The sequence below is a fragment of the Mesorhizobium sp. BR-1-1-10 genome, assembly GCF_020165595.1.
GTDB lineage: Bacteria > Pseudomonadota > Alphaproteobacteria > Rhizobiales > Rhizobiaceae > Mesorhizobium > Mesorhizobium australicum.
The window spans coordinates 12,404-33,165 of the sequence record NZ_JAIUIL010000015.1 but is presented as its reverse complement, the minus strand read 5'-3'; the positions used below and the strand labels follow the sequence as shown (position 1 = coordinate 33,165).

The following is a 20,762-nucleotide window of genomic DNA, read 5'->3' as shown; positions in this document are numbered from 1 at the left end:
GAAGCTCAGGCAAGCGCCGCGGCGATGGCGTGCACGGCCTTCAGCGTTGCCCTGGAATAGGCCATGTTGCTGAAATCCGGCCAGGTCGACAGCTTCACCACGACTATTCCTGTGTTCCAGTCGATATGGATCAACTGTCCGAACACGCCACGGCACATCAGTGCCCGCGAGCTGGGATTCTCGATCCAGAACTGGTTGCGATAGCTGCCCTCGGGCAGGCTGGCCGAGAAATCCGGACCATGCCTGCCGGTACGCGTCGCCTCGATCCAGTCCGCCGGCACGATGCCGCCGCCATTGTCGAGAATCAGCTGGCCGAAGCGGCCATAGTCGCGCAGCGTCGCGTTGAAGCCGCCATCGGCCAGCGCATAGCCGGCGCTGTCGACGGTGAAGCAGGCGCTTTCGTCAGCCCCGAGCTTTTGCCAAAGTTCTTCCGAGACGAGTTGCGCCAGCCGCTTGCCCGTCACCCGTTCCATGATGAAGGCGAGCACGTCCGTCTCGATCGAGCGATATTCGAACGTGGCTCCATGCGGGCGAACCGTGTCCTTCAAGCCCAGGATCAGTTCGAACATGTGCGATGGCCAGCGGAAATCCGGATCGCTGCCCGGTGGCACCGGCTTCCAGCCGGTGGCGACATCGACCTGGCCGATGTCGGAATAGCGGTCGGTGTATTCCTCCGAAAACCGCACGCCGGTGGTCATATCAAGCACATGCTGGACGCTGGCGCCGGCCCACCCGGTCGCGCTCAGTTCCGGCAGGTAGTCCGTCACTGGCTTCGCCGGATCGATCAGGCCGCGCCCGGCCAATATGCCGAACACCGAGCCGGTGACCGACTTGGCCATCGACTGCGACAGGTGCAGCGTGCGCTCGTCCATGCCGTTGAAATAGCGCTCATAGGCTATCCTGCCGTCCTTGAGCACCAGGAAGCCGTCCGTATAGGTCTCGTCGAGCAGACCGGCGAGTGTCGAAGGCCTGCCCTCGCTGCCCTCGACCGCTAGCCCGTCGAGATCGACCTCGGCGCGTTCGAGACGGTGGCGATGGCCAGCGCCGCGCCAGACTTCCACGGTCGGCAGAATTTCCCGTATGTGCTGGAAAGCCCAGCGGTTCCAGGGCGGCCTGTCCCAGTCGAGCCTCGGCGGCAGCATGGCGGGCGGCGAGCCTTGCATGATAGGCGGCCGCGGATTGGAATTGCGATAGGAACTCATGAAAGGCCATTCCCGGAAAGAAAAGGCCCCGCGGCAAGTGCCGCCGGGCCCCTTGGGTCTGTGACTACTTCTGCAGTTCGGTCCAGATCTTGGTGTAGAGTTCCTGCGTCTCCGGAGCGCACATCTGCTGCAGTTCGCCAAGCGGCTTGGCGTCGGCCGGAATGACCACCTCCGGCGCGTCCTTCATGTCGGCTGGCATGTACTTGTCCGAGCCGGTGATGGCGTTCGCGTATCGGTGGAAGGCCGAGAGACCCGCGGCGTTTTCCGGATCCATGATGAAGTTCTGGAACAGCTTGGCGTTTTCGACGTTCTTGGCCTCCTTGAGCACAACGACGTTGTCGCTCCACAGCCCATAACCTTCCTTCGGATAGTTGAAGTGGATGGCCGGGTTGGCCAGCCGCTGGCGCAGGGCCGAACCGTTCCAGTCGCTGGTTGCCTTGAAGTCGCCGGCGCCCATCTTCTCGATGGTGTTGTATTCCATGGCGATCCAGTTCGGCTTGGCTGCCACCAGGAGGTCGCGCACCTTCTTCAGCACCGCCTTGTCGTCGGTGCATTGCTGACCGCCGACATACTTGATCGCCGCGAACATCACGTCGCCCATCTCGGGCACGACGTTGACCTTGCCCTTCAACTCGTCGGGCGTGTTGAAGATGATGCCCCAGGTGTTCGCCGGGCCCTTGTAGGCGTCGGTATTGACGACGACGCCGATCGTGCCCCAGGCCCAAGGAACAGTGTATTTGCGGCCTGGGTCGAAGTCGGGGTTGGCCCATTCGGGCGCGATGTTCTTGGCGTTCTCCATCTTGCCGGGATCGGTCTCCTGGACGAGGCCTTCCTTGATCCAGATCGGCACATAGGTCTGCGAAGGCACCGCGATGTCGAAGCCGGTGCCGCCCTGGCGAACCTTGGCCAGAGCGGTGTCGTTCGAGTCATAGTCGGTGATCGTCACTTTGATGTTGTATTTCGCCTCGAACTTCTTGATCACGTCGGGGCTGGTGTAGTTTCCCCAATTGTAGATGTTGAGCACGCCTTCGGCCCGCGCGAGGCCCGTCGAGGCAAGCAACGCCAACCCCATGGCGGTCGCTGTTGTCTTCCAGTTCATGGTTTTAACTCCCATTGTCGGTTTCAGTCTCGTTTCCTGCTGACGAAGAAAAACAACGTGACGATCGCGACCGAAAGCAGCAGGAAGGCGGTCGATATCGCGTTGATCTCGGGTGTGATGCCGCGGCGGATCTGGCCGAGCATGTAAGTGGGCAGCGTGTCCTGACCGCCCGATTTGACGAACTCTGTGATGACCACGTCATCGAGCGAGATGACGAAGGCCAGCATCAGGCCGGCCAGGATACCAGGCCACAAAAGCGGCAGCGTGATGCGGCGGAAGGTCTTCCATGGCGTCGCGTAGAGATCGGCCGCGGCGCGCTCGAGCGTCAGGTCCATATTCTCCAGCCGCGCCCGGATCGGCAGATAGGCGAACGGAATGCAGAACGCCGTATGCGCGGCGACCAGGTAGCCGATGCCGGAATAACCGGTGAAGATCTTGATGCGCGAGAAGAAGATCAGCAGCGCCACGCCGGTGACGATCTCGGGCACCATCAGCGGCTGGTTGATCGCCGCGTATTTGAAGGTAAGGCCGGGATACGACGCCGTGCGCGTGGTGGCGAGTGCCGCCATGGTGGCAAAGACGGTCGACAGCACCGCCGCGATGGAGCCGATCTGGAAGGAACGCAGCGTCGCGTCGATGACCTGAGTGTTCTGGTATGCCGACTGGAACCATTTCAGCGAAAAGCCGCCCCATTCGGATGTCGAGCTCGCCGCGTTGAAGGCGTAGATAACCAGCACGATGATGGGCAGATAGAGGATAACGAAACAAGTCGCCGCGATCGCGGTGAAACCCGGCTGGTGCTTGATGGAAAAGTTGCTAGCCATGCCGCACCCCCGACTTCCCGGCATTGCGCACATAGGCAAGCAGCGCCACCATAACGATGATCATCACTGTGATCGACAGTGCCGAGCCGAGCGGCCAGTTGCGGCCCTGTCCGAACTGCAGTTCGATCAAATTGGACAGCATCATGTTCTTGCCGCCGCCGAGCACGCTCGGCGTCACATAAGCGCCGAGCGCCGGAATGAAGACCAGGATCGAGCCGGCGATGACGCCGGGTTTGACCAGCGGGAAAATGATCTTCCGCAGCACCTTGAAACCCGTCGCGTAAAGATCGTAGCCCGCCTCGACCAGCCGGAAATCGAGCTTCTCCATGCTGGCGTAGATCGGCAGAACCATCAGCGGCAGGTAGACATAGGCCATGCCGATCAGGATCGCCGTGTCGGTGTAGAGGATCTGGACCGGCGCCGAGACGATGCCGAGCTTGAGCAGGATCGTGTTGACGATGCCTTCGTTGCGGATGATCTGCAGCACGGCGAAAGTGCGGATCAACAGGTTGGTCCAGAACGGGATGGTGATCAGGAACAGCCAGAGATCCCTGGTCTTTTCACTGCGCGTCGCCATGAAGTAGGCCGTCGGGAAACCGAGCGCCAACGTGGCGAGTGTCGTCACAACCGCAAGCTTGATCGAGCGCCAGAAGATGGTGACATGCGCCGCCGCCAGCGACAGCGTGTCGTCGAAAATGTCGCGCTCCAGGAACACCGACGTCCAGGCATCGCCCGAGAACTGCCATTTCACGTCGCCATATGCGCCCGGCGTCAGGAGCGAATAGACCAACACGATCAGCAACGGGCCGGTCGCGGCGAACAGAATGACCAGCAGCGCCGGCGCTGACAGAAGCCAGCGGTCACGGACATCGCGCCGTTCCGCTGCCTTGGCGACTTCTTCCGCGGTCGCCATTAGTCCCTCAGCACTTGCGCGGCATCGTTGCCGATCATGATGCCGACCTTGTCGCCACGCTCGAAACCGCAGCCTGCGCTGCGCGTGTTCTGCTGGCGCACGGTGAAGGCCTCGCCGCTGTCGAGATGGACGTGGATATGCGTGTCGGTGCCGAAATAGACGATGTTCTCGACCGTGCCCGACACGTCGCCCTTGTCCTTCGTCAGCTTGGCGTGCTCGGGCCTTACCACCACCGTGGCGTTGTCCTTCGGCTGAAAACCTTCGGCAACGGTCGCCTCGATGGTCGCGCCGGATTTGAGCGTCGCGCGCGCCTTGCCGCTGCCGATGCCCGATATGGCGGCGGTGAGGAAGTTGGTTTCGCCGATGAAGTCGGCGACAAAGCGATCCGCCGGCTTGTCGTAGATATCCCAGGGCGAACCGACCTGAAGGATCTTGCCCGACGACATCACAGCGACGCGGTCCGACATGGTCAGCGCTTCTTCCTGGTCATGAGTGACGAAGATGAAGGTGATGCCGGTCTCGTGCTGCAGCCGCTTGAGCTCGATCTGCATCTCCTTGCGCAACTTGTAGTCGAGCGCCGAGAGCGGTTCGTCGAGCAACAGCACTTTCGGCTGCGGCGCCAATGCCCGGGCCAATGCCACGCGCTGCTGCTGGCCACCGGAAATCTGGGCTGTGCGGCGGCCGGCCAGCGCTTCCATCTTGACCAGCTTCAGCATCTCGGCGACGCGCGCCTTGATCTCGGCCCTGGGCTTGCCCAGCATCTCCAGGCCGAAGCCGATATTGTCGGCCACCGTCATATGCGGGAACAGCGCGTAGGACTGGAAGACGGTGTTGACCGGGCGCTTGAACGGCGGCAAGGGCGCGATGTCCTGGCCGTAGAGCAGGATTTCCCCGGCGGTTGGAAAGTCGAAGCCGGCGATCAGCCGCAGCAAGGTGGTCTTGCCGCAGCCTGAGGGTCCCAGCAGCGTGAAGAACTCGTTTTCGCGAATGGAGACCGAAACCTTGTCGAGAGCAGCGACCTGCCCCTCACCCGATCCGAAAATTTTGCTGACGTTTACTACTTCAATCGCATTCCGATCCGGTTTGTCCGGCACGATTACGCCTCACTGTTGACCCCGCTCTTGCTGGCGGAGTTTGTCCCCTGTTGGATGTGACCACATGGCCGGTAGGTTGGCAAGCCCGGCATTGAATCACAGTTCAGTCAGTCTTTAGCCAGCAAGCCTCATGCCATTATCGGGCCTGATAGGTGACCTTGCCGCCGCAGATCGTCGTCACCGGCCGTACCTTGTGCAGATCGGCCGGCGCCGTCTTCTCGATATCGGCCGACAGCACCACCAGATCCGCCATGTAGCCGGATTTCAGCATGCCCTTGCGATGCTCGGCGAATTCCGCATAGGCGCCCTCGACCGTGTAGGCGGCGATCGCTTCATGCAGCGAGAAGCTTTGGTCGGGATCGCTTTCTGCCCATGGCTTGCGCAGCACTGCCGCCTGAATGCCCAGGATCGGGTCGATCGGCGACACTGGCCAATCCGAGGCGAACACGACATGGGCGCCGGCGTCCTTCAAGGTGCGCCAGGCATAGCTCAGCGGCCAGCGGGCCTGCCCGATGCGCGACACGGTGGGCTCCAACGGGAAATCCATGGCGCCGGGCGGATGCGGCGGCTGCATCGAGGCGATGACCCCGAGTTCGGCAAAACGCGGCACATCCGATGGGGTGGTGACCTCGATATGTTCAACGCGATGCCGGCTGTCACGCTTGCCGTTGGCCTTTTGCGCCGCCTCGTAGCCGTCGAGCACGGCACGCACGGCGCCGTCGCCGATCGAGTGTACCGCGATCTGCAGCCCGCGCCTGTCGATGGCGACCGCCAGGTCGATGAACTGCCGTGGCGTGAACAGCGGCTCGCCGACCCAGTCGGGACGATCGGCATAGGGCTCGACCATGACAGCCGTCCACGAGTCCAGCACGCCGTCGTAGAACACCTTGACCATGCCCGAGGACAGCCATTCGCTGTCGTAGCGTTCGGCCATCACGGACGCCTTGTCGAGCATGTCGAGCGTCATGAAGTTCTTGTAGTGGAAAGGGATCTGCACGCGGCAGGGCAGGCCTTCCTCGGCCTCGATCTCGGCCAGCAGTTCGAGCTGGTAGAGATTGCCGTCCATGTTCTGGATCGAGGTGATGCCGTGGCGCGCGCACCAGGCAAGCCCGCGCCGCATGATGTCGCGGTCGGCGGCGCGTTCGGCGGCCGACGGCATCGGGTCCGGCTCACCGCCGGTCGCCAGGCCCAGCCGCACGCGGCCTTCGCCGGCAAGGTCGAGAACCGGGCCGAAGGCCTCGCCCTCGCGCAATTCGCCCGCTGCCAAGCCATCGTCGCCCATGACGATCTCATTGCCCGGACCAAGCATGCGTCCTTTGAGGATGCCCGCCAGTTCAAGCGCCTTTGTGTTGGCCCACATCGTATGGTGGTCGGGGGCGGCCATGACGAATGGCCGGTCCGGCAGGATCGCGTCGAGATGGTGTCGCGTCACCCGCTCGTCGTCGAGCACGGTGTAGTCGACGCTCTGCCCGACCAGCATCCGCGCGTCGGGGTGCGCCGCTGCATAGTCGCGGATCGCCTTCTTCAGCGCCTCGAACCCATGCACGCCCGCCAGTTGCAGATGGGCAAGCTCGGCCGCGCCTGAAAACAGATGCATGTGGGCTTCGATGAAACCCGGGATCACCGATCCGCCATGCGCGTCGATCACCTCCGTGTCCGGTCCTTTAAGCACTTCGATGGAGGTGCGGCTGCCAATGGCGATGATGGCGCCGTCCTTGACGGCAACGGCCTCGGCGGCGGGATTGTCACCGTCCATGGTCAGCACACGACCGTTGATGACAATCAGATCCGCACCCGCATCCGTGACCGACATCGCAACTCCGCGCTTTTGACGACTGAATGAGACGGGCAAAACTCCGCGTCCAACGACCCGCCACACTACGGAGCGGCGCTATCGGACAATGAATGGTGCCAGTACGCTGTCTTCGAAATTTCCCTTGTTATCCCAAGAGACAGTGTGGATAAAGAATGCGACTGATTATTCGCGTTTGTCAACATGCCGGATTTAGAATGTATTGTGGACAGCACGCCCCGCTTGTGTTGGGACCAGGCAGGGAACGAGGGCATCAAGCAGTGAAGCGCAGTCTCGACCGCAAAACCAAGATAGCGCTCGAGCCGCGCAAGCAGCCGCGGCAACAACGGTCCAGCAAGGTGGTCGACAGGATCCTCGACGCTGCGCTGATCCTGACGCGGGAGCAAGGAACCAGGACACCGACGACGCTCGCCATCGCGCAGCGCGCGGGCCTGTCGGTCGGTTCGGTCTACCAGTACTTTCCCAACAAGGAAGCCATTCTTCTGGATCTCGCCCGGCGCTGGCTGTCATCCTTTCCCGAGGTGATCGCGAGGCGCATCAAGGTCGCCCCGCCCACCAACCGCGAAGAATTTCGGCGGGAAGTGCGCAAGCTGTTCATCGACACGTCCAAGCTCTACCTCGAAAACGCCACCCTGATGCCGGTGATCGAGGCCATTTCAGGCAATGCCGACCTGCGGCCGATCCAGAACGAATATGACGACCAGATCATCGCCCTCTATGCTGCATGGCTGCAGCATGTGAACCCCGCACTCGAAGGCAAGATCGCCAGCCGGCTCGGCGTGCTGATGATGGAGGTCGGGCACGTCTGCCGGCTCGTTGGGCTGAAGAAGGACCGCAGGACATTCGACCTCATCGAGGACGATGTGGAAACCATGTGGCTCGCCTTGGTGAGCCCCTACCTCAACCTTGACTGACCGGTTTCAAATGCAATTCCAGACGGAAAACCGTTTCACACTTTTCCTGGAATTGCCGTAGCTTCGCACTTCGAGAGGAATTTCATGAAGACTGTCTATTCGCCACTTCACGCCGGTCATGCCGGGCAGATGGAACTGGTCACCTCAGCCATCGTGCCCGGCTTCGAAAAGCCCTCGCGGGCGGAGTTCATCAAGGCGCGGGTCGAAAGCGAGAAGCTCGGACCGATCATCGCGCCGGTCGAGCACGACCTTGCCGCCGCCAAGCGCGTCCACCGGGCCGACTACATCGACTTCCTGCCGACCGTCTGGCCGCAATGGATCGCCGAGGGCCATGCGGGCACCGCGATGCCCTTCACCTGGCCGACGCGCGGACTGCGCGGCGACGTGCCGCCCAAGCGCATCGACGCCCTGCTCGGCTACTATTCCTTCGACGGCGGCGCCACCTTCGTCGAGGGCACCTGGGCCGCGATCAAATCGTCCTTTGACGTCGCGCTGACCGCCGCCGGCCTGATCAAGGACGGCGAGAGGTCGGCCTTCGCGCTCTGCCGTCCGCCCGGCCACCATGCCGGGGCCGGCTTCATGGGCGGCTATTGCTACATCAACAACGCGGCCGTCGCCGCGCAATGGTTCCGCGACCAGGGCGCCAAGCGTGTCTCGATCCTCGACGTCGACTATCACCACGGCAACGGCACGCAGGAGATCTTCTATGACCGCGCCGACGTGCAGGTTCTCAACCTGCACGGTGATCCCATGGTCGAGTACCCGTTCTTCCTCGGCCATGCCGATGAGCGTGGCGCGGGGGCCGGCGAAGGCTTCAACATCAACTACCCCATGCCCTTCGGCACCGGCTGGGATGCCTGGAACGTGTCGCTGGAGGATGCCTGCGCCAGGCTCGCCGCCTACGCTCCCGACATCGTCGTCGTCTCGCTCGGCGTCGACACTTTCGAAAAGGACCCGATCAGCCAGTTCAAGCTGAAAAGCCTGGATTATCCGAAGATCGGCCAGCGCATCGCCAAGCTCGGCCTGCCGACGCTGTTCGTCCAGGAAGGCGGCTATGCCGTCGAGGAGATCGGCATCAATGCCGTCGGCGTGCTGACCGGGTTCGAGGATCGGTAGAGCGGTCGTCCAGAAAGCGCAGCGCCTGCGGGGAGGACGGGCAAAGGAAGGGTGGCGGCAGCCGCCCTTTTTTGTATCCTGAGGCGCCGCGTAAGCCATCGCAAAAATCATGGCCGGCCTGCGCGGCTCGATTTCCGTGCCCAGGAAATGCAAAGAAATTGGCCGCTGAGTCGCAGGCCGAGTCCACCGGATTCGATTTTGTCAAATCGCGTTTGATGTCGGATTCATCTGCGGGTAGATTAGACCCGAATCAGCCGGTCCTCGGGGGGCGCGGCGACCACCCAAAGTCTCACGTTCCGGAATTTTTCCGGCGCCAGACGCGGATGTCTCGCGTTCCCTGAATGGATTCCGTCTGGTTGGGCGCGGCCCCGCGCCTCGTGTGTGTCTCGTAAAAGTAACGCGTTTTCGGGTTCGGCAGCTGGCACTCCAGCAGCCGGGCATCAGAATTGATTCCGACCAAAAAGCAGCAGATGAGCAGTCCCGCCGCGCCTCTTCAATCCGACACATTGGGCTCGCGCCTGACGTCGCGCGGTGATCTCACCTCCTTCTTCATGGAGCTGACCGCCGAGATCGGCGCCGACAGCTACATGCTGGTCGCCATCGTCCATGACCAGGACCGCAACGATGCACGTATCGTGTCTTCGAACTGGATCTTCGACGCCATCGAGTTGATCGGCAAGCGGCTGATCGCCGGCCTTGCACAAGGCCCGCTCACCGCCGCACCCGGTATCCGTCCGACGCCGCTGGTGGCGGCCCAGGCGCCGGATGCCGGCGGGCTGGTCTCGGGCGAAGAGGCTCGGCTCCTCGACGTGCTCGGCCATGCCGAGGTCTATTCACTGCGGCTGAATGTCGGCCGTCAGCGCCTGTTCGCCTTGTTCTCGGCGGCCGCCGCCGGCCGGATCGACCAGCCGGCGCTGATGAAGGCGCAGCTGAAATGCTGCTACGCGCTTTCGCACATCCCGCAGTTGATCGCCGCCGCGGCGATGCAGGATCCGCTGTCGGACCGCGAGCGCGAATGCTTGTTCTGGGTCTCGGAAGGCAAGACCACCGACGAGGTGGCGGTGATCCTTGGCGTCTCCTCCAACACCGTCAACAGCTACATCACCCACGCCATCCAGAAATTCGCGGCCTCGAACCGTGCGATGGCCATCGCCACGGCGATCAGGAGTGGCATCATTTGAAACACGCCGACATCAAGGAGGCCGCGGAGGCCCTTTTCAACGAGCAGCGCAGCCCGTTCGGTGCCTTCTCGCTGGGATCCGAAACACATCACGCCGTCACCATTCCCGATGCGGTGCGCCGCTGCCGCTGGATCTCTATCGACATCAATGCCTCGGCCTTCGGCCTGTACTTCGTCAGCCCGTCGCCGGAGCGCGCGCGGCTGGTCCCGTGCTTTGATTCAGATTATCCAGGCGTCGCGGTGGCGACCAAGTTCATTTCAGGCGCCAATGGCGAGGACATCGTTCGCCATAGCCGGATTTCGACCGAGCCGCGCTGGTGGACGGATGATGGCGTGGCGGCCATGGCCGACATGTTCGGCAATCTCGCCTGGACCGGACAGATGGCGCCGCTGACACCCGGGTCGAGCGGCATTGCCTTCCCCGTCCATGCCGATCGCGGTCAATGCGGTCTTGTCGTCTTCCTGGGATCGGAGATCGCGCTGGCGCAGGATGCGCTCTACGAAATTCACGCTCGCTGCTTCTCGCTGTTCGCCGCCGTCGCGCGGATGCGTCCGGGAGACGTCGGCAGAATGCGCTCGATCTCCAAGCGCGAGCTCGAATGCCTGAAGCTGACCGCCAACGGCAACACCAGCGAGGAGATCGCGCGGCTCCTGAAACTGTCGGTGCACACCGCCAACCAGTACCTCACCCAGTCGACCCAAAAGCTCAATGCGGTCAACCGCAACCAAGCGGTCGCCAAGGCGTTGCGGCTGGGGCTTATCGAGTAGCCGCTCTCGGCTTAAGGAAGCGCTTTAGAACGCCAGCGGTTCGACCTTGCGGATGCGGGCCTGTTCGATCACCGCCTCCAGCAGCGCCGTGTTGTGCCCGGGGTCTTCGCCCGGCTTTTCAAACGACACGTAATTGACCAGGACCGTGCTGCCGGTCTCGCTCAGCGTCAGCTGGAAATAGACGGTCACGCCGGGCGGCCTGAGTTCCAGATCGAGCACGATGCGCGGGCTGCCGCTCCAGTCGACATGTGCCTCGCCGCCATGACCGAGCCTAAGCGTACCCGGCATGAAGAACAGCTCCGCCGCTGAATCGACCAGATCCGACAGGCAGGCGAAATGCTCCAGCCGGATGAAGGCGATATAGTCGGCGACGTCGATCAGCCTGAGCTCCACCACCACCTGTTCGATGGCGCTGGCGACGATGATCTCGCGGGATTTTGCGTGCGGTTGCCGGTTCATGAAATCTGTCTGCGCTCAGCCTTTTTCGAGTAGACGATCCGCACCAGTTCGGCGACGGCCTGGTAGAATTGTGACGGGATCACATTATCGACCGAAACTTGCTTGTACATGGAGCGGGCGAGCGCCACGTCCTCGAAGATCGGGATGTTATGCTCCTTGGCGATTTCGCGGATTTTCAGCGCCACCAGATCCTGCCCTTTCGCTACGACCAGCGGCGCCGAATCTTCATCGCGCACATATTTCAGCGCGATCGAGAAATGGGTCGGGTTGGCGATAACGAGCGTCGCGCGCGGCACCGCCGTCATCATCCGCTTGCGCGCCCGGTCGCGCGCCAACGAACGCAGCCGCGACTTGACGATCGGGTCGCCCTCGGACTGCTTGAACTCGTCCTTGACCTCCTGCTTGCTCATGCGCAGGTCCTGCTTCCAGTGAAAGCGCGACCAGACGATATCGATCGCCGCGATCAGTCCCATGACGAAGACGATCGCCACCAGTATGTCGACGGCGATGCCACGGATAACGAGGCCGAAAGCGACGGGATTGGTGATCATCCCGGCAAGCAGCTTACGGTGGTCCTCCGACAGCGTGAAGGTGAGCACGGTGATGGCGAAACCGACCTTTGCGAGCGATTTCAAAAACTCGACCCAGCCCTGGGCGCCGAACATCCGGTTCCAGCCCTTGGCGATCGATATGCGCGACATCTGCGGCCTGATCCGCTCACCGACGAATTGCGGCATGTTCTGCAGCACGGAGGCGCCGATGCCGGCAACCGTCAGCAGCACCAGCAGGCTCACGACGGCGCGACCCACTTCGAACAAGACCTGCTTGTAAAGCGCGATGACATCGGTCTCGGTGTCCATCGGCCAAGCCTCGGGCTTCTCCAGGAACATCGACAGGAACGTGCTGAGGTCGACGACGGCGTCCTTGGCATAGAAGACTGTGAACACCAGTATGGCGACGAACGAGGCGAGGAGCGCCGTTTCCCTCGAATGGGGCAGCTTGCCCTGTTCGATGGTATCGCGGATCTTCTTTTCCGTCGCCTCTTCGGTTTTCGAGTCCTTGTCGGTGGCGTCGGACATGCCTTAGGCGGCGTTCTGCGTCGATGGAAGTTCGAAGGCCCCTTCGCGCGACAGGCGGATGGTGGTCGTCACGATCGTCTTGCGCGCGGCCATGATATCGGCGGCCGGGACACCCTCCGAGCCTTGCCCGAGTTCGGCCTCGATCATGCGTCGCGAGCGCGCGCCGATCGCCGACAGCACCGCCTCGGCCAGTGCGGCCGACGTGCCGCGCAGCGCCAGCGTGACAAGCTCGGTCGACAGCCCGTCGAACAAAAGCACGCGCGCCTTCTGGGTGAGCAGCGGCAGGTCGTCGAAAGCGAACAGCCGGGCACGGACACCGTCGAGGTCGGGCGTGCCGGCGGCTTCGAGATCCTGCATGACCTCCTCAAGCAGGGGCTTTTCCAGCTCGTTGAGCACGCTGGCGACGCGCGCCTGCCCGGCCGAAGTGTCCTTGGTGGAGGTATCCGACAGCACGCTGGAGCGCAGCCGGTTCTCGACGATCCTGGTGGCGGCGGCCGGAACGTTGGCCATCGTCACCATGCGCTTGATGATCTCGCCGCGCATCGGCTTCGTCAGTGTCAAAAGCACACTCGCCGCCGCCTGCGGCCCCAGTTTCGACAGCACCATGGCCGCCGTCTGCGGGTGTTCGCCCGCCAGGAAGGCGCCCAGCCGCGAGGGTTCGAGCTTTTCGAGATCGGGCCAGATCGGCGGCGGCCCTTCAGGCGCGACCTCGAATTTCTTGTCGCCCATGATGGCACTCATCTCTTCGGGCGAGAGAGACTCGTTGAGAATGGTGTCCATCCTGTCGGCGGAATCGAGCAGGCCGGCGCCCTCGGTGAACTCGGCCTCGAATTCGGCGACGATGCGCTCGAGATCGCTCTGGGGAATGGTCCTGAGCAGCCGCGCGCCCTCGATCAGCGCCTTCAGCTCTTCCTGCTTGAAGAATTTCAACAGGCGGCTGGCGGACGGTTTGCCCATCGCCACCAATATGGCGGCCGCCTTCTGCGCGCGCGTCAGGGTCGTCAGCGGCGTCGTCATGCCTTTCGCCTCCGCCGCCACCGGCGAGCTCCGCGATCCATGTCTAGGCGCCCTTCGTGCCGGCGATGATTTCGGTCAGCCTGATGCCAAAGCGCGAAGGGTCGCTTTCGAGCACGGTGATCTCGCCGCGCGCGATCTTGCGGCCGTTCACCACGACATCGACCGGCTCGCCGATGCGGCGATTGAGCGCGACCGTCGACCCCTTCTGCAGCGCCATCAGATCGGCAACCGCCATCTCGGTGCTGCCGAGGATGATCTGGACATCGACGGGGATGTTCATGATAACGCTTGAATTGGCCCCCGCGGCAGCCCGGAACGCCGCATCGGGGCGCTGCTCTTCTTCGTGCAAGACCCCCCGCAATTCCTCGATGGCGCGATCGAGCTGCTCGTCCGGCTGGTCGAGCTCTGCTTCTACCTTGGTCTTGGCCATGCGTCGTCTCCAAAAGCTCAGGCGCGCCCGGCACCAGCCGGCATGAGCCCATCGATGAAATCCTGCCCGGCATCGAAAGGATGCCTGATTCGGACGGTGTAATTCTGCCCCAGTTTGCCGAACTCGCATACGAACAGCGTCTGGCCGCGCGCGCCGAGGCGAGCCCGCGATTGTGCCGTCTCTTCGAAGTCGATGACCTGGCCCACTTCGAGGTTGGCGAGGTCGCCCAGCGTCAGCCGCGCCAGGGGCATGGTGGCCTCGAGCGCTACGGTCGAGCGCATCACCTCTTCCGAAAAGCGTGCCCGCCAACTGGTGCCATGATCGTCCTCGCTGATGCTGGCCGTGGCATCGCGGCCCGCCAGCACGATGCGCTGCGGCATCGTCACGGTGATCGAGCCGCTGTCGACCGGCGTCGAGATGCCAAGGACGATGCGGATCGCGGCACCGTCGCGCAACACGTGCCGCCTGGCCTCGATCCCCGACATGGCGCGCGGTGCGGGCAGCCGCAGTTCGAGCGAGCGCCGCCCCGATCCGTTCAGCGCCTGCGCCACTTCCTGGAGCACCATGGTCGAGACATCGGCCTCGATCGACGACAGCTCGCGCTCGATCGGCGACACTGGCATATCCGGGTCGCCGCCGAACAGGGTGGAGACCATGATCGCGATTGCGGGAGCATCCATGACGAGTGTCATCGCGTCCGAGGACGCCGGCGAGCCGACGACGGTCATCGCGAAATTGTCGCCGGCGCGCGAGCGCGCCTCCGGGACGCGGCTGACCTCGACGGCCTTGAGGTCGACAATTACGGGAATGCCGAGCTCGCCCGAGAGTCCCTTCTGCAGCAGCGGCACGGCGCCTTCGGCCATGGCACGGCCCGCGTCGACGACCTGATCGGTCTCACCGCTGTCGCCGACCAGACGCTCGATGATCAACGAACGCGCCTGCGAGGGGCTGCCCGGACTCGTCATGACAGTTTTGGCACCGATCTGTCGCGCATCGCTCAGGCAGCCTTCTTCTCGGCGCTGCCGGTGTTCATGGTGCTCTGCTCGACCGCGTCGATGGTCGGCCGTTCATAGGAGGAGATGGTCTTGCGGCCGAACTCGATCGCCACCTGCGGCAGCGCACCGTTCATGTAGGCGAGCAGCGTCTGCTTGACGATGATGTAGAGGCGGTTCTTCTTCTCGCGCACCGTCTTGATCTTGGTGGCGACAGGTCCGACCACCGCATAGGACAGGAAGATGCCGAGAAAGGTGCCGACCAGCGCCGCGCCGATCAGGCCGCCGAGGATTTCCGGCGACTGGTCAAGCGCCCCCATCGCCTTGACCACGCCGAGCACGGCGGCGACGATGCCGAGCGCCGGCAGGCCGTCGCCGACCGCGACCAGTGCGTGATAGGCCTTCATCTTGTCGGATTTGATGGTCTGGATTTCCTCGTCCATCAGCGCCTCGATCTCGTGTGAGCGGGCATTGCCGATGATGATGATGCGGCAGTAGTCGCAGATGAAATTCATCAAATCGTGGTTCTTGAGCACGGTCGGAAAGGCCTGGAAGATCGCCGACTCCTCCGGATTGTCGATATGCGCCTCGACCTCGCTGCGCGACTTGGAGCGCAACTCGCGCATCAGGCTGTGCAGCACGCCGAGCGTTTCCAGATAGTCCTGCTCCTTCGGCACCGCCTGCTTGAAGGCTTCCAGAATGCCCTTGCCGGTATCCTTGACCGTCTTCATCGGATTGGCGACCAGGAAGGTGCCGAGTGCGGCGCCGCAGATGACCACGGCTTCCCATGGCTGCACCAGCACGTGCAGATGCCCGCCCATGGCCATGAAGCCGCCAAGGACGCAGCCAAGCGTCACCACAAGTCCAATCAGAATGCCCACGACCGGTCCTTCCGCATTTCACGTCGGACAAGGGATAGTCCCCGTGCCTTGTGTGAGGCTTGAATCCGAGCCGCCATGGCACGAAAGTTGGCGATTCAGTTTCGCGCAAGGAAGTGAGCTTATTGTGCTGGCATAGCTTCGGCCGGAGGCGCGTCCTTGCTCAGTACCTATACCAGCTACCAGTTGATCACCAAAGACATCAACAAGTCGATCGACCGCATCGAGCAACAGCCGACGGTCGACCGCGATACCCAATATTATCTCGCCAACATCACCAAGGTGAAATCGATCGACGATTTCGTCAAAAATGACCGGCTGTTCAAATACGCCATGAAGGCCTACGGCCTGGAGAACATGGACTACGCCAAGGCGTTCATGGTGAAGGCACTCAAGGAAGGCGTCTCCGATCCCAACAGTTTTGCCAACAAACTGACCGACAAGCGCTACGCCGCGTTCGTCAGCGCCTTCAATTTCGCCGCCAACGGCCCCAATGCGACGATCTACAACAAGGCGCAGCAACTGGTGACCAGCAACTATGCGCTGCAAGTCCAGATCGGCGCCTCGCAGGCAGGACTCTCCTACTACCAGAGTGAAACCGCCTACTACGTCACCAACATCTCCAAGGTGAAGTCGATCGACGACCTGATGGGCAACAGCCGCCTGCTGACATACGCGATGGCCGCGTTCGGCCTCGACGCCGAGACCGAACCGGCCGCAACCGTCAGGGCCATGCTCGAAGGTGGCGTCAGCGACCCCAACAGTCCCGCCAACAAACTGACCGACAAGAGCTACGCCAACTTTGTCTCGGCCTTCGACTTCGCCCAGTATGGCGATCAGACAACCACGCGCGATGCTGCCCAGCAGGCGGTGCCGAAAGGCTATGTGGCCGGAACCGGACTGAAATTGGTCGAACCGAGCGCCCAGTATATCAAGGGCGAGGCGGACTATTACGCGGCGAACATCTCCAAGGTGAAGTCGATCGACGATCTCATGGCGGACAAGCGCCTGCTCACCTTCGCCATGGCTTCCTACGGATTGGATGCGTCAACCGAAAAGCCGCTGCAGATCAGCACGATGCTGGCGGGCGGCGTCAGCGATCCCAACAGCCCGGCAAACAAGCTGACGGACAAACGCTACGCCAACTTCGTCACGGCGTTCAACTTTGCCCAATATGGCGATCAGACAACGTCGCGCGACGAGGTGCTGAAAGACACGCCGAAGATCTACACCACGGGGTCGGCGCTTGGCCTGATCCCGCCGAACGCGGACTCCATAAAATCGGAGACCGCATACTACCTTGCCAACGTCACGAACGTGAAATCCATCGACGACCTGATGGCCAACAGCCGGTTGTACAACTATGCGCTCTCGGCTTACGGACTCGATCCGGCGACGGAAAGCAAGGATCTCATCCGCAGCGTGCTGACCGGGGGCATTCGCGACGCCGACAGCGTCGCCAACAAGATGACGAACAAGGCTTATGCCGGGCTCGCCGCCGCTTTCAACTTCGAGCAGTACGGCGAAGCAGCCACCACCATCAATCCGGCGCAGCAGCCGACCGTCGACAACTACATGCGCCAGACTCTCGAGGAGGACGCCGGCAAGACCAATGAGGGCGTGCGGCTGGCGCTCTATTTCGACCGCAAAGCATCAACCATCACCAGCTGGTACGACGTGCTGGCCGACACGGCGCTTGCCAGCGTGGTGCGCACCGCGCTGGGGCTGCCCGATTCTTTCGCCACCGCCGACATCGACAAGCAGGCGCAATTGTTCGGGCAGAAGCTCGACATCTCGGATTTCACGGACCCCGTGAAACTGAACAAGTTCCTGACCCGCTTCACCAGCATGTACGAGATCAACAATCCGACCTCGACGGCGGTGACGTCGGTCAGCGTGCTCTTTGCCAAACCGGTCACATCGGGCATCTCCACCGACCTGATGATGGCCATGCAGAAACTGAAGTTCTGATCATGCGAGACAGTCTCTACGTTGCCCTCTCCGCGCAGATAGCCCTCGAGCGCCGGCTCGACACGATCGCCGACAACGTCGCCAACGCCAGCACCGTCGGCTTCCGCGCCACCGGCGTGAAGTTCGAGGACGTGGTGTCTGGCGCAGGGCAGAAGTCGGTTTCGTTCGCCTCCTCCGGCAAGACCTTTCTGTCGGGGGCTCACGGCGCCATGACGGAGACCGGCAACCCGTTCGATTTCGCCATCCAGGGCGACGCCTGGTTCGCCATCGACACGCCAGTTGGCACCGTCATGACCCGCGACGGCCGTTTCTCGATGAACGAGAATGGCGAGCTGATGTCGGTCGAGGGCCATCCCGTGCTCGACGCCGGCGGGGCGCCGATCCAGCTCGACCCCCGCAACGGTCCGCCCAAGGCCGGCGCCGACGGCTCGCTGCGCCAGAACGAACAGCTCGTCGGCTCGATCGGCCTCTACAATTTCGACCCGGGCGAGAATTTCGTGCGCTACGGCAATTCCGGCATTGTGCCCGCACGCACGCCCGAACCGGTCACCGACCGCTCCGACATCGGCGTCGCCCAGGGTTTCCTCGAGGAATCCAACGTCAATCCCGTGCTGGAAATGACCCGGCTGATCATGGTCCAGCGCGCCTTCGAGAACACTGCCGCGCTGATGCGGCAGACCGATTCCTCCGCCGAGGAGGCGATAAAGACGCTCGGCTCGAAGTCGTAGCATGTCGTCAGAGCAGCCAGCCCTCCGTGCACCCGAAAGACAGCTCCAGCCGGCGCCGCTGGATCGGCTTGCCGCTTTGGAGCGGATTATCAGGCGCTTTGGCGACAGCGACGGGCTGGTCAAGCGCGGCGGGCTCGTCACCGAAGTCACATCAACGCACTACAAGGTGCGCGGCCTTTCCGATTTCACCAGGCTGGGTGACATTGTCGAGCAGCGCGGTCAGTCTGGCTCGCGCCGCGGCGAGATCGTCAAGATCAGCCGCGACGAGGTTGTGATCGCCCCCTTCGAACGCAGCGCCGACGCCGGCATCGGCGATGCCGTGTTCCGCAGGGGTCCGCTCGCGGTGGCGCCGCATGCCTCGTGGCGCGGCCGCGCCATCGACGCGCTCACCCGGGCAATCGACGGTGGTCCGCCCTTGGTCAGGGGCGACGACATGTCGGCGGCCGCCGCGACACCCGGCGCCATGGCGCGGCAGCGCGTCGGTACCGCCTTCATGACCGGCGTCAAGGTCATCGACATCTTCACGCCACTCTGCTTCGGCCAGCGCATGGGCGTCTTCGCCGGATCGGGCGTCGGCAAGTCGACGCTGCTTGCCATGCTCGCCGGCGCCGACGCGTTCGACACCGTCGTCGTGGCGCTGATCGGCGAACGCGGCCGCGAGGTCCGCGAATTCCTCGAGGATACGATCGGCGACAGCATGGCCAAGACCGTGGCCGTCGTCGCCACCAGCGACGAGAGCGCCATGATGCGCCGGCGCGCGCCAGACACCGCCATGCGCGTCGCCGAGCATTTTCGCGACCAGGGCCACCGTGTGCTGCTGGTGCTGGATTCGATCACCCGCTTCGCTCACGCCCTGCGCGAGGTGGCGACGGGAACCGGCGAGCCGCCGGTTGCCCGCGGCTATCCCGCCTCGGTCTTCACCGAACTGCCCAAGCTGCTCGAGCGCGCCGGGCCTGGAACCGAAGGCCCAGGATTGGAAGGCAAGGGATCGATCACGGCCATGATTTCCGTGCTGGTCGACGGCGATGATCACAACGATCCGGTCGCCGATTCGGTGCGCGGCATCCTCGACGGCCATGTCGTGCTCGACCGCGCGATCGCCGAACAGGGCCGCTATCCGCCCGTCAATCCGCTGTCGTCCATCTCGCGACTGGCCGGCAAGGCCTGGAGTGTCGAACAGCGAGCCCTGGTGACGCGGCTGAAGTCGATGATCTCCCGCTTCGAGGACACGCGCGACATCCGGCTGCTCGGCGCCTATCAGGGCGGCGTCGACGCTGAACTCGATATGGCCGTACGCCAGGTGCCCGTCATCTATGAGGCGCTGACGCAATCGCCCAGGGACCGTCCGTCCGCCGATCCGTTCTCCGATCTTGCCCGCCATCTCAAGGGAAAGCAGAATGCCGAACCAGGAGACTGAACGCCAGTACACCGAGCGCCTCCTGAACGAGATGATCGCCGAAGCGAACGCCGCGGAGCAGGCTCGAGCGGAGGAGGCCAGGGTCGCCAGGGCAAACGCCGCCGCCGCCATGGCTGCCCGGACCGCGGTTGTTCTGGCCAAGGCCGTCAAATCGGCTCTCCCCAGATCCGAGCCTTTGCCGGCCCGGACTGCCGAGCCCCCTGTGAATTCCCTTCCCCGCGTCGAGGCTGCCGATATGGCTCAAGCCAGTCGCGAATCGCTGATCGATGGCCTGTTTGCCGCCAGCGAATGGCCGCAGCCGCCAAAGCCGCAATTCCCCAGACTGGGCAAGAAGAAGGCGGACCGTCGCAGCGACGTCGTCATCGCCGCGCTCGGCATCACGCTCGGCCTGACCTGCGCCCTGTTTCCCTGGTACATCTTCTTCAACCAGGACCAGTTCGGCGTGCAGGCGATCAAGTTCGGCGGCACCGGTACCAATTCGGGACGTGCGGGAGGTGGCGTGGTCGCCGAGCGCAGCGCGCCGCTGACCGCCAGGGACGTTCCCAACGCCGATGTGGATCTGCTTGCCACCGGCACGGTGCAGGACGATTCCAAAACGCAGCCGCCCGGCGAGCAACCCTTCCCCGCCGACATCGCGAAGTTCCGCATGGTCCATGTCGCCAATGGCCGCGCCATGATCGAGGACGACACCGGCCTGTGGATGGTCCAGCGCGGTTCGACGCTGCCGGATTCCAGCAAGGTATCGGCGATCGAGCAGCGCAACGGCAAATGGGTCATGCTCACCAGCGCCAACCAGGTGATCGAGCTTTCCAGATAAGCCGTCACGGTTTTGTGCCGAGGATGATTTCAGGTCGGATCGTCCTGAAAT

At 63.2% G+C, this 20,762-nt stretch carries 20 protein-coding genes; 8 read left to right on the top strand and 12 right to left on the bottom strand.

Annotated features, from left to right (window positions below; all coding sequences use genetic code 11):
* Window positions 1–5: 5 nt before the first annotated feature.
* The 6 genes from LB555_RS26485 to LB555_RS26460 all read right to left on the bottom strand — a co-directional run bounded on the left by LB555_RS26485 (window position 6) and on the right by LB555_RS26460 (window position 6,945).
* Window positions 6–1,202, bottom strand: coding sequence for a serine hydrolase domain-containing protein (locus LB555_RS26485; protein WP_224684134.1), 1,197 nt, complete (start codon window positions 1,200–1,202; stop codon window positions 6–8).
* Window positions 1,203–1,266: 64 nt separating this feature from the next.
* On the bottom strand, window positions 1,267–2,301 hold the full coding sequence (locus tag LB555_RS26480) for an extracellular solute-binding protein (RefSeq protein ID WP_015315934.1): 1,035 nt from the start codon (window positions 2,299–2,301) through the stop codon (window positions 1,267–1,269).
* Window positions 2,302–2,324: 23 nt separating this feature from the next.
* On the bottom strand, window positions 2,325–3,125 hold the full coding sequence (locus tag LB555_RS26475) for an ABC transporter permease (RefSeq protein ID WP_015315933.1): 801 nt from the start codon (window positions 3,123–3,125) through the stop codon (window positions 2,325–2,327).
* Complete coding sequence (locus tag LB555_RS26470) at window positions 3,118–4,038, bottom strand: ABC transporter permease (protein ID WP_224684133.1); 921 nt, start codon at window positions 4,036–4,038, stop codon at window positions 3,118–3,120. The genes LB555_RS26475 and LB555_RS26470 overlap by 8 nt, the downstream gene beginning before the upstream one ends.
* Window positions 4,038–5,132: an ABC transporter ATP-binding protein gene (locus tag LB555_RS26465; RefSeq protein WP_015315931.1), complete on the bottom strand. Its 1,095-nt coding sequence runs from the start codon at window positions 5,130–5,132 to the stop codon at window positions 4,038–4,040. Before LB555_RS26465 ends, LB555_RS26470 begins: the two co-directional genes overlap by 1 nt.
* 136 nt (window positions 5,133–5,268) lie before the next feature.
* The gene (locus LB555_RS26460) at window positions 5,269–6,945 is read right to left on the bottom strand and encodes an amidohydrolase (protein ID WP_224684132.1); all 1,677 of its coding nucleotides are present in this window, start codon (window positions 6,943–6,945) and stop codon (window positions 5,269–5,271) included.
* 260 nt (window positions 6,946–7,205) lie between these two features.
* Between LB555_RS26460 and LB555_RS26455 the strand changes: the two genes are divergently transcribed.
* The 4 genes from LB555_RS26455 to LB555_RS26440 all read left to right on the top strand — a co-directional run bounded on the left by LB555_RS26455 (window position 7,206) and on the right by LB555_RS26440 (window position 10,923).
* The gene (locus tag LB555_RS26455; RefSeq protein ID WP_140823150.1) at window positions 7,206–7,859 is read left to right on the top strand and encodes a TetR/AcrR family transcriptional regulator; all 654 of its coding nucleotides are present in this window, start codon (window positions 7,206–7,208) and stop codon (window positions 7,857–7,859) included.
* A gap of 84 nt (window positions 7,860–7,943) precedes the next feature.
* The gene (locus tag LB555_RS26450; RefSeq protein ID WP_224684131.1) at window positions 7,944–8,975 is read left to right on the top strand and encodes a histone deacetylase family protein; all 1,032 of its coding nucleotides are present in this window, start codon (window positions 7,944–7,946) and stop codon (window positions 8,973–8,975) included.
* Window positions 8,976–9,445: 470 nt separating this feature from the next.
* Entirely contained in the window at window positions 9,446–10,156 is a 711-nt protein-coding gene (locus tag LB555_RS26445) for a helix-turn-helix transcriptional regulator (protein ID WP_041163672.1), read from the top strand.
* Window positions 10,153–10,923, top strand: a complete 771-nt coding sequence (locus tag LB555_RS26440) for a helix-turn-helix transcriptional regulator (protein ID WP_224684130.1) — start codon at window positions 10,153–10,155, stop codon at window positions 10,921–10,923. The genes LB555_RS26445 and LB555_RS26440 overlap by 4 nt, the downstream gene beginning before the upstream one ends.
* A 24-nt stretch (window positions 10,924–10,947) precedes the next feature.
* Here the strand turns inward: LB555_RS26440 and LB555_RS26435 are convergent, their stop codons facing one another.
* Genes LB555_RS26435 through motA form a run of 6 tightly spaced genes read right to left on the bottom strand, consistent with a single transcriptional unit; the run spans window position 10,948 to window position 15,781 of the window.
* A complete protein-coding gene (locus LB555_RS26435; protein ID WP_015315925.1) occupies window positions 10,948–11,382 on the bottom strand; it encodes a hypothetical protein in 435 nt (144 codons plus the stop codon).
* Entirely contained in the window at window positions 11,379–12,461 is a 1,083-nt protein-coding gene (flhB, locus tag LB555_RS26430; RefSeq protein ID WP_140713476.1) for a flagellar biosynthesis protein FlhB, read from the bottom strand. Before flhB ends, LB555_RS26435 begins: the two co-directional genes overlap by 4 nt.
* Before the next feature lie 3 nt (window positions 12,462–12,464).
* The gene (locus LB555_RS26425; RefSeq protein ID WP_140619464.1) at window positions 12,465–13,478 is read right to left on the bottom strand and encodes a flagellar motor switch protein FliG; all 1,014 of its coding nucleotides are present in this window, start codon (window positions 13,476–13,478) and stop codon (window positions 12,465–12,467) included.
* A 43-nt stretch (window positions 13,479–13,521) separates the two neighbouring features.
* Window positions 13,522–13,908 (bottom strand): flagellar motor switch protein FliN, encoded by a 387-nt coding sequence (gene fliN, locus LB555_RS26420; protein WP_015315922.1) that lies wholly within the window; start codon window positions 13,906–13,908, stop codon window positions 13,522–13,524.
* Window positions 13,909–13,925: 17 nt separating this feature from the next.
* Window positions 13,926–14,873 carry a FliM/FliN family flagellar motor switch protein gene (locus LB555_RS26415; protein ID WP_224684129.1) on the bottom strand — a complete coding sequence of 316 codons (948 nt, stop codon included), beginning with the start codon at window positions 14,871–14,873 and terminating at the stop codon, window positions 13,926–13,928.
* 32 nt (window positions 14,874–14,905) lie between these two features.
* Entirely contained in the window at window positions 14,906–15,781 is an 876-nt protein-coding gene (gene motA, locus LB555_RS26410) for a flagellar motor stator protein MotA (RefSeq protein WP_015315920.1), read from the bottom strand.
* Between the two features lie 156 nt (window positions 15,782–15,937).
* Between motA and LB555_RS26405 the strand changes: the two genes are divergently transcribed.
* From LB555_RS26405 to LB555_RS26390, 4 genes are read left to right on the top strand one after another with little or no spacing between them, the layout of a single operon-like run.
* Window positions 15,938–17,749, top strand: a complete 1,812-nt coding sequence (locus LB555_RS26405) for a DUF1217 domain-containing protein (RefSeq protein ID WP_224641067.1) — start codon at window positions 15,938–15,940, stop codon at window positions 17,747–17,749.
* 2 nt (window positions 17,750–17,751) lie between these two features.
* A complete protein-coding gene (gene flgF, locus LB555_RS26400; protein ID WP_015315918.1) occupies window positions 17,752–18,477 on the top strand; it encodes a flagellar basal-body rod protein FlgF in 726 nt (241 codons plus the stop codon).
* A gap of 1 nt (window position 18,478) precedes the next feature.
* On the top strand, window positions 18,479–19,894 hold the full coding sequence (fliI, locus tag LB555_RS26395; RefSeq protein WP_140789090.1) for a flagellar protein export ATPase FliI: 1,416 nt from the start codon (window positions 18,479–18,481) through the stop codon (window positions 19,892–19,894).
* On the top strand, window positions 19,875–20,711 hold the full coding sequence (locus LB555_RS26390) for a hypothetical protein (RefSeq protein WP_140661818.1): 837 nt from the start codon (window positions 19,875–19,877) through the stop codon (window positions 20,709–20,711). The genes fliI and LB555_RS26390 overlap by 20 nt, the downstream gene beginning before the upstream one ends.
* Window positions 20,712–20,762: the final 51 nt, after the last annotated feature.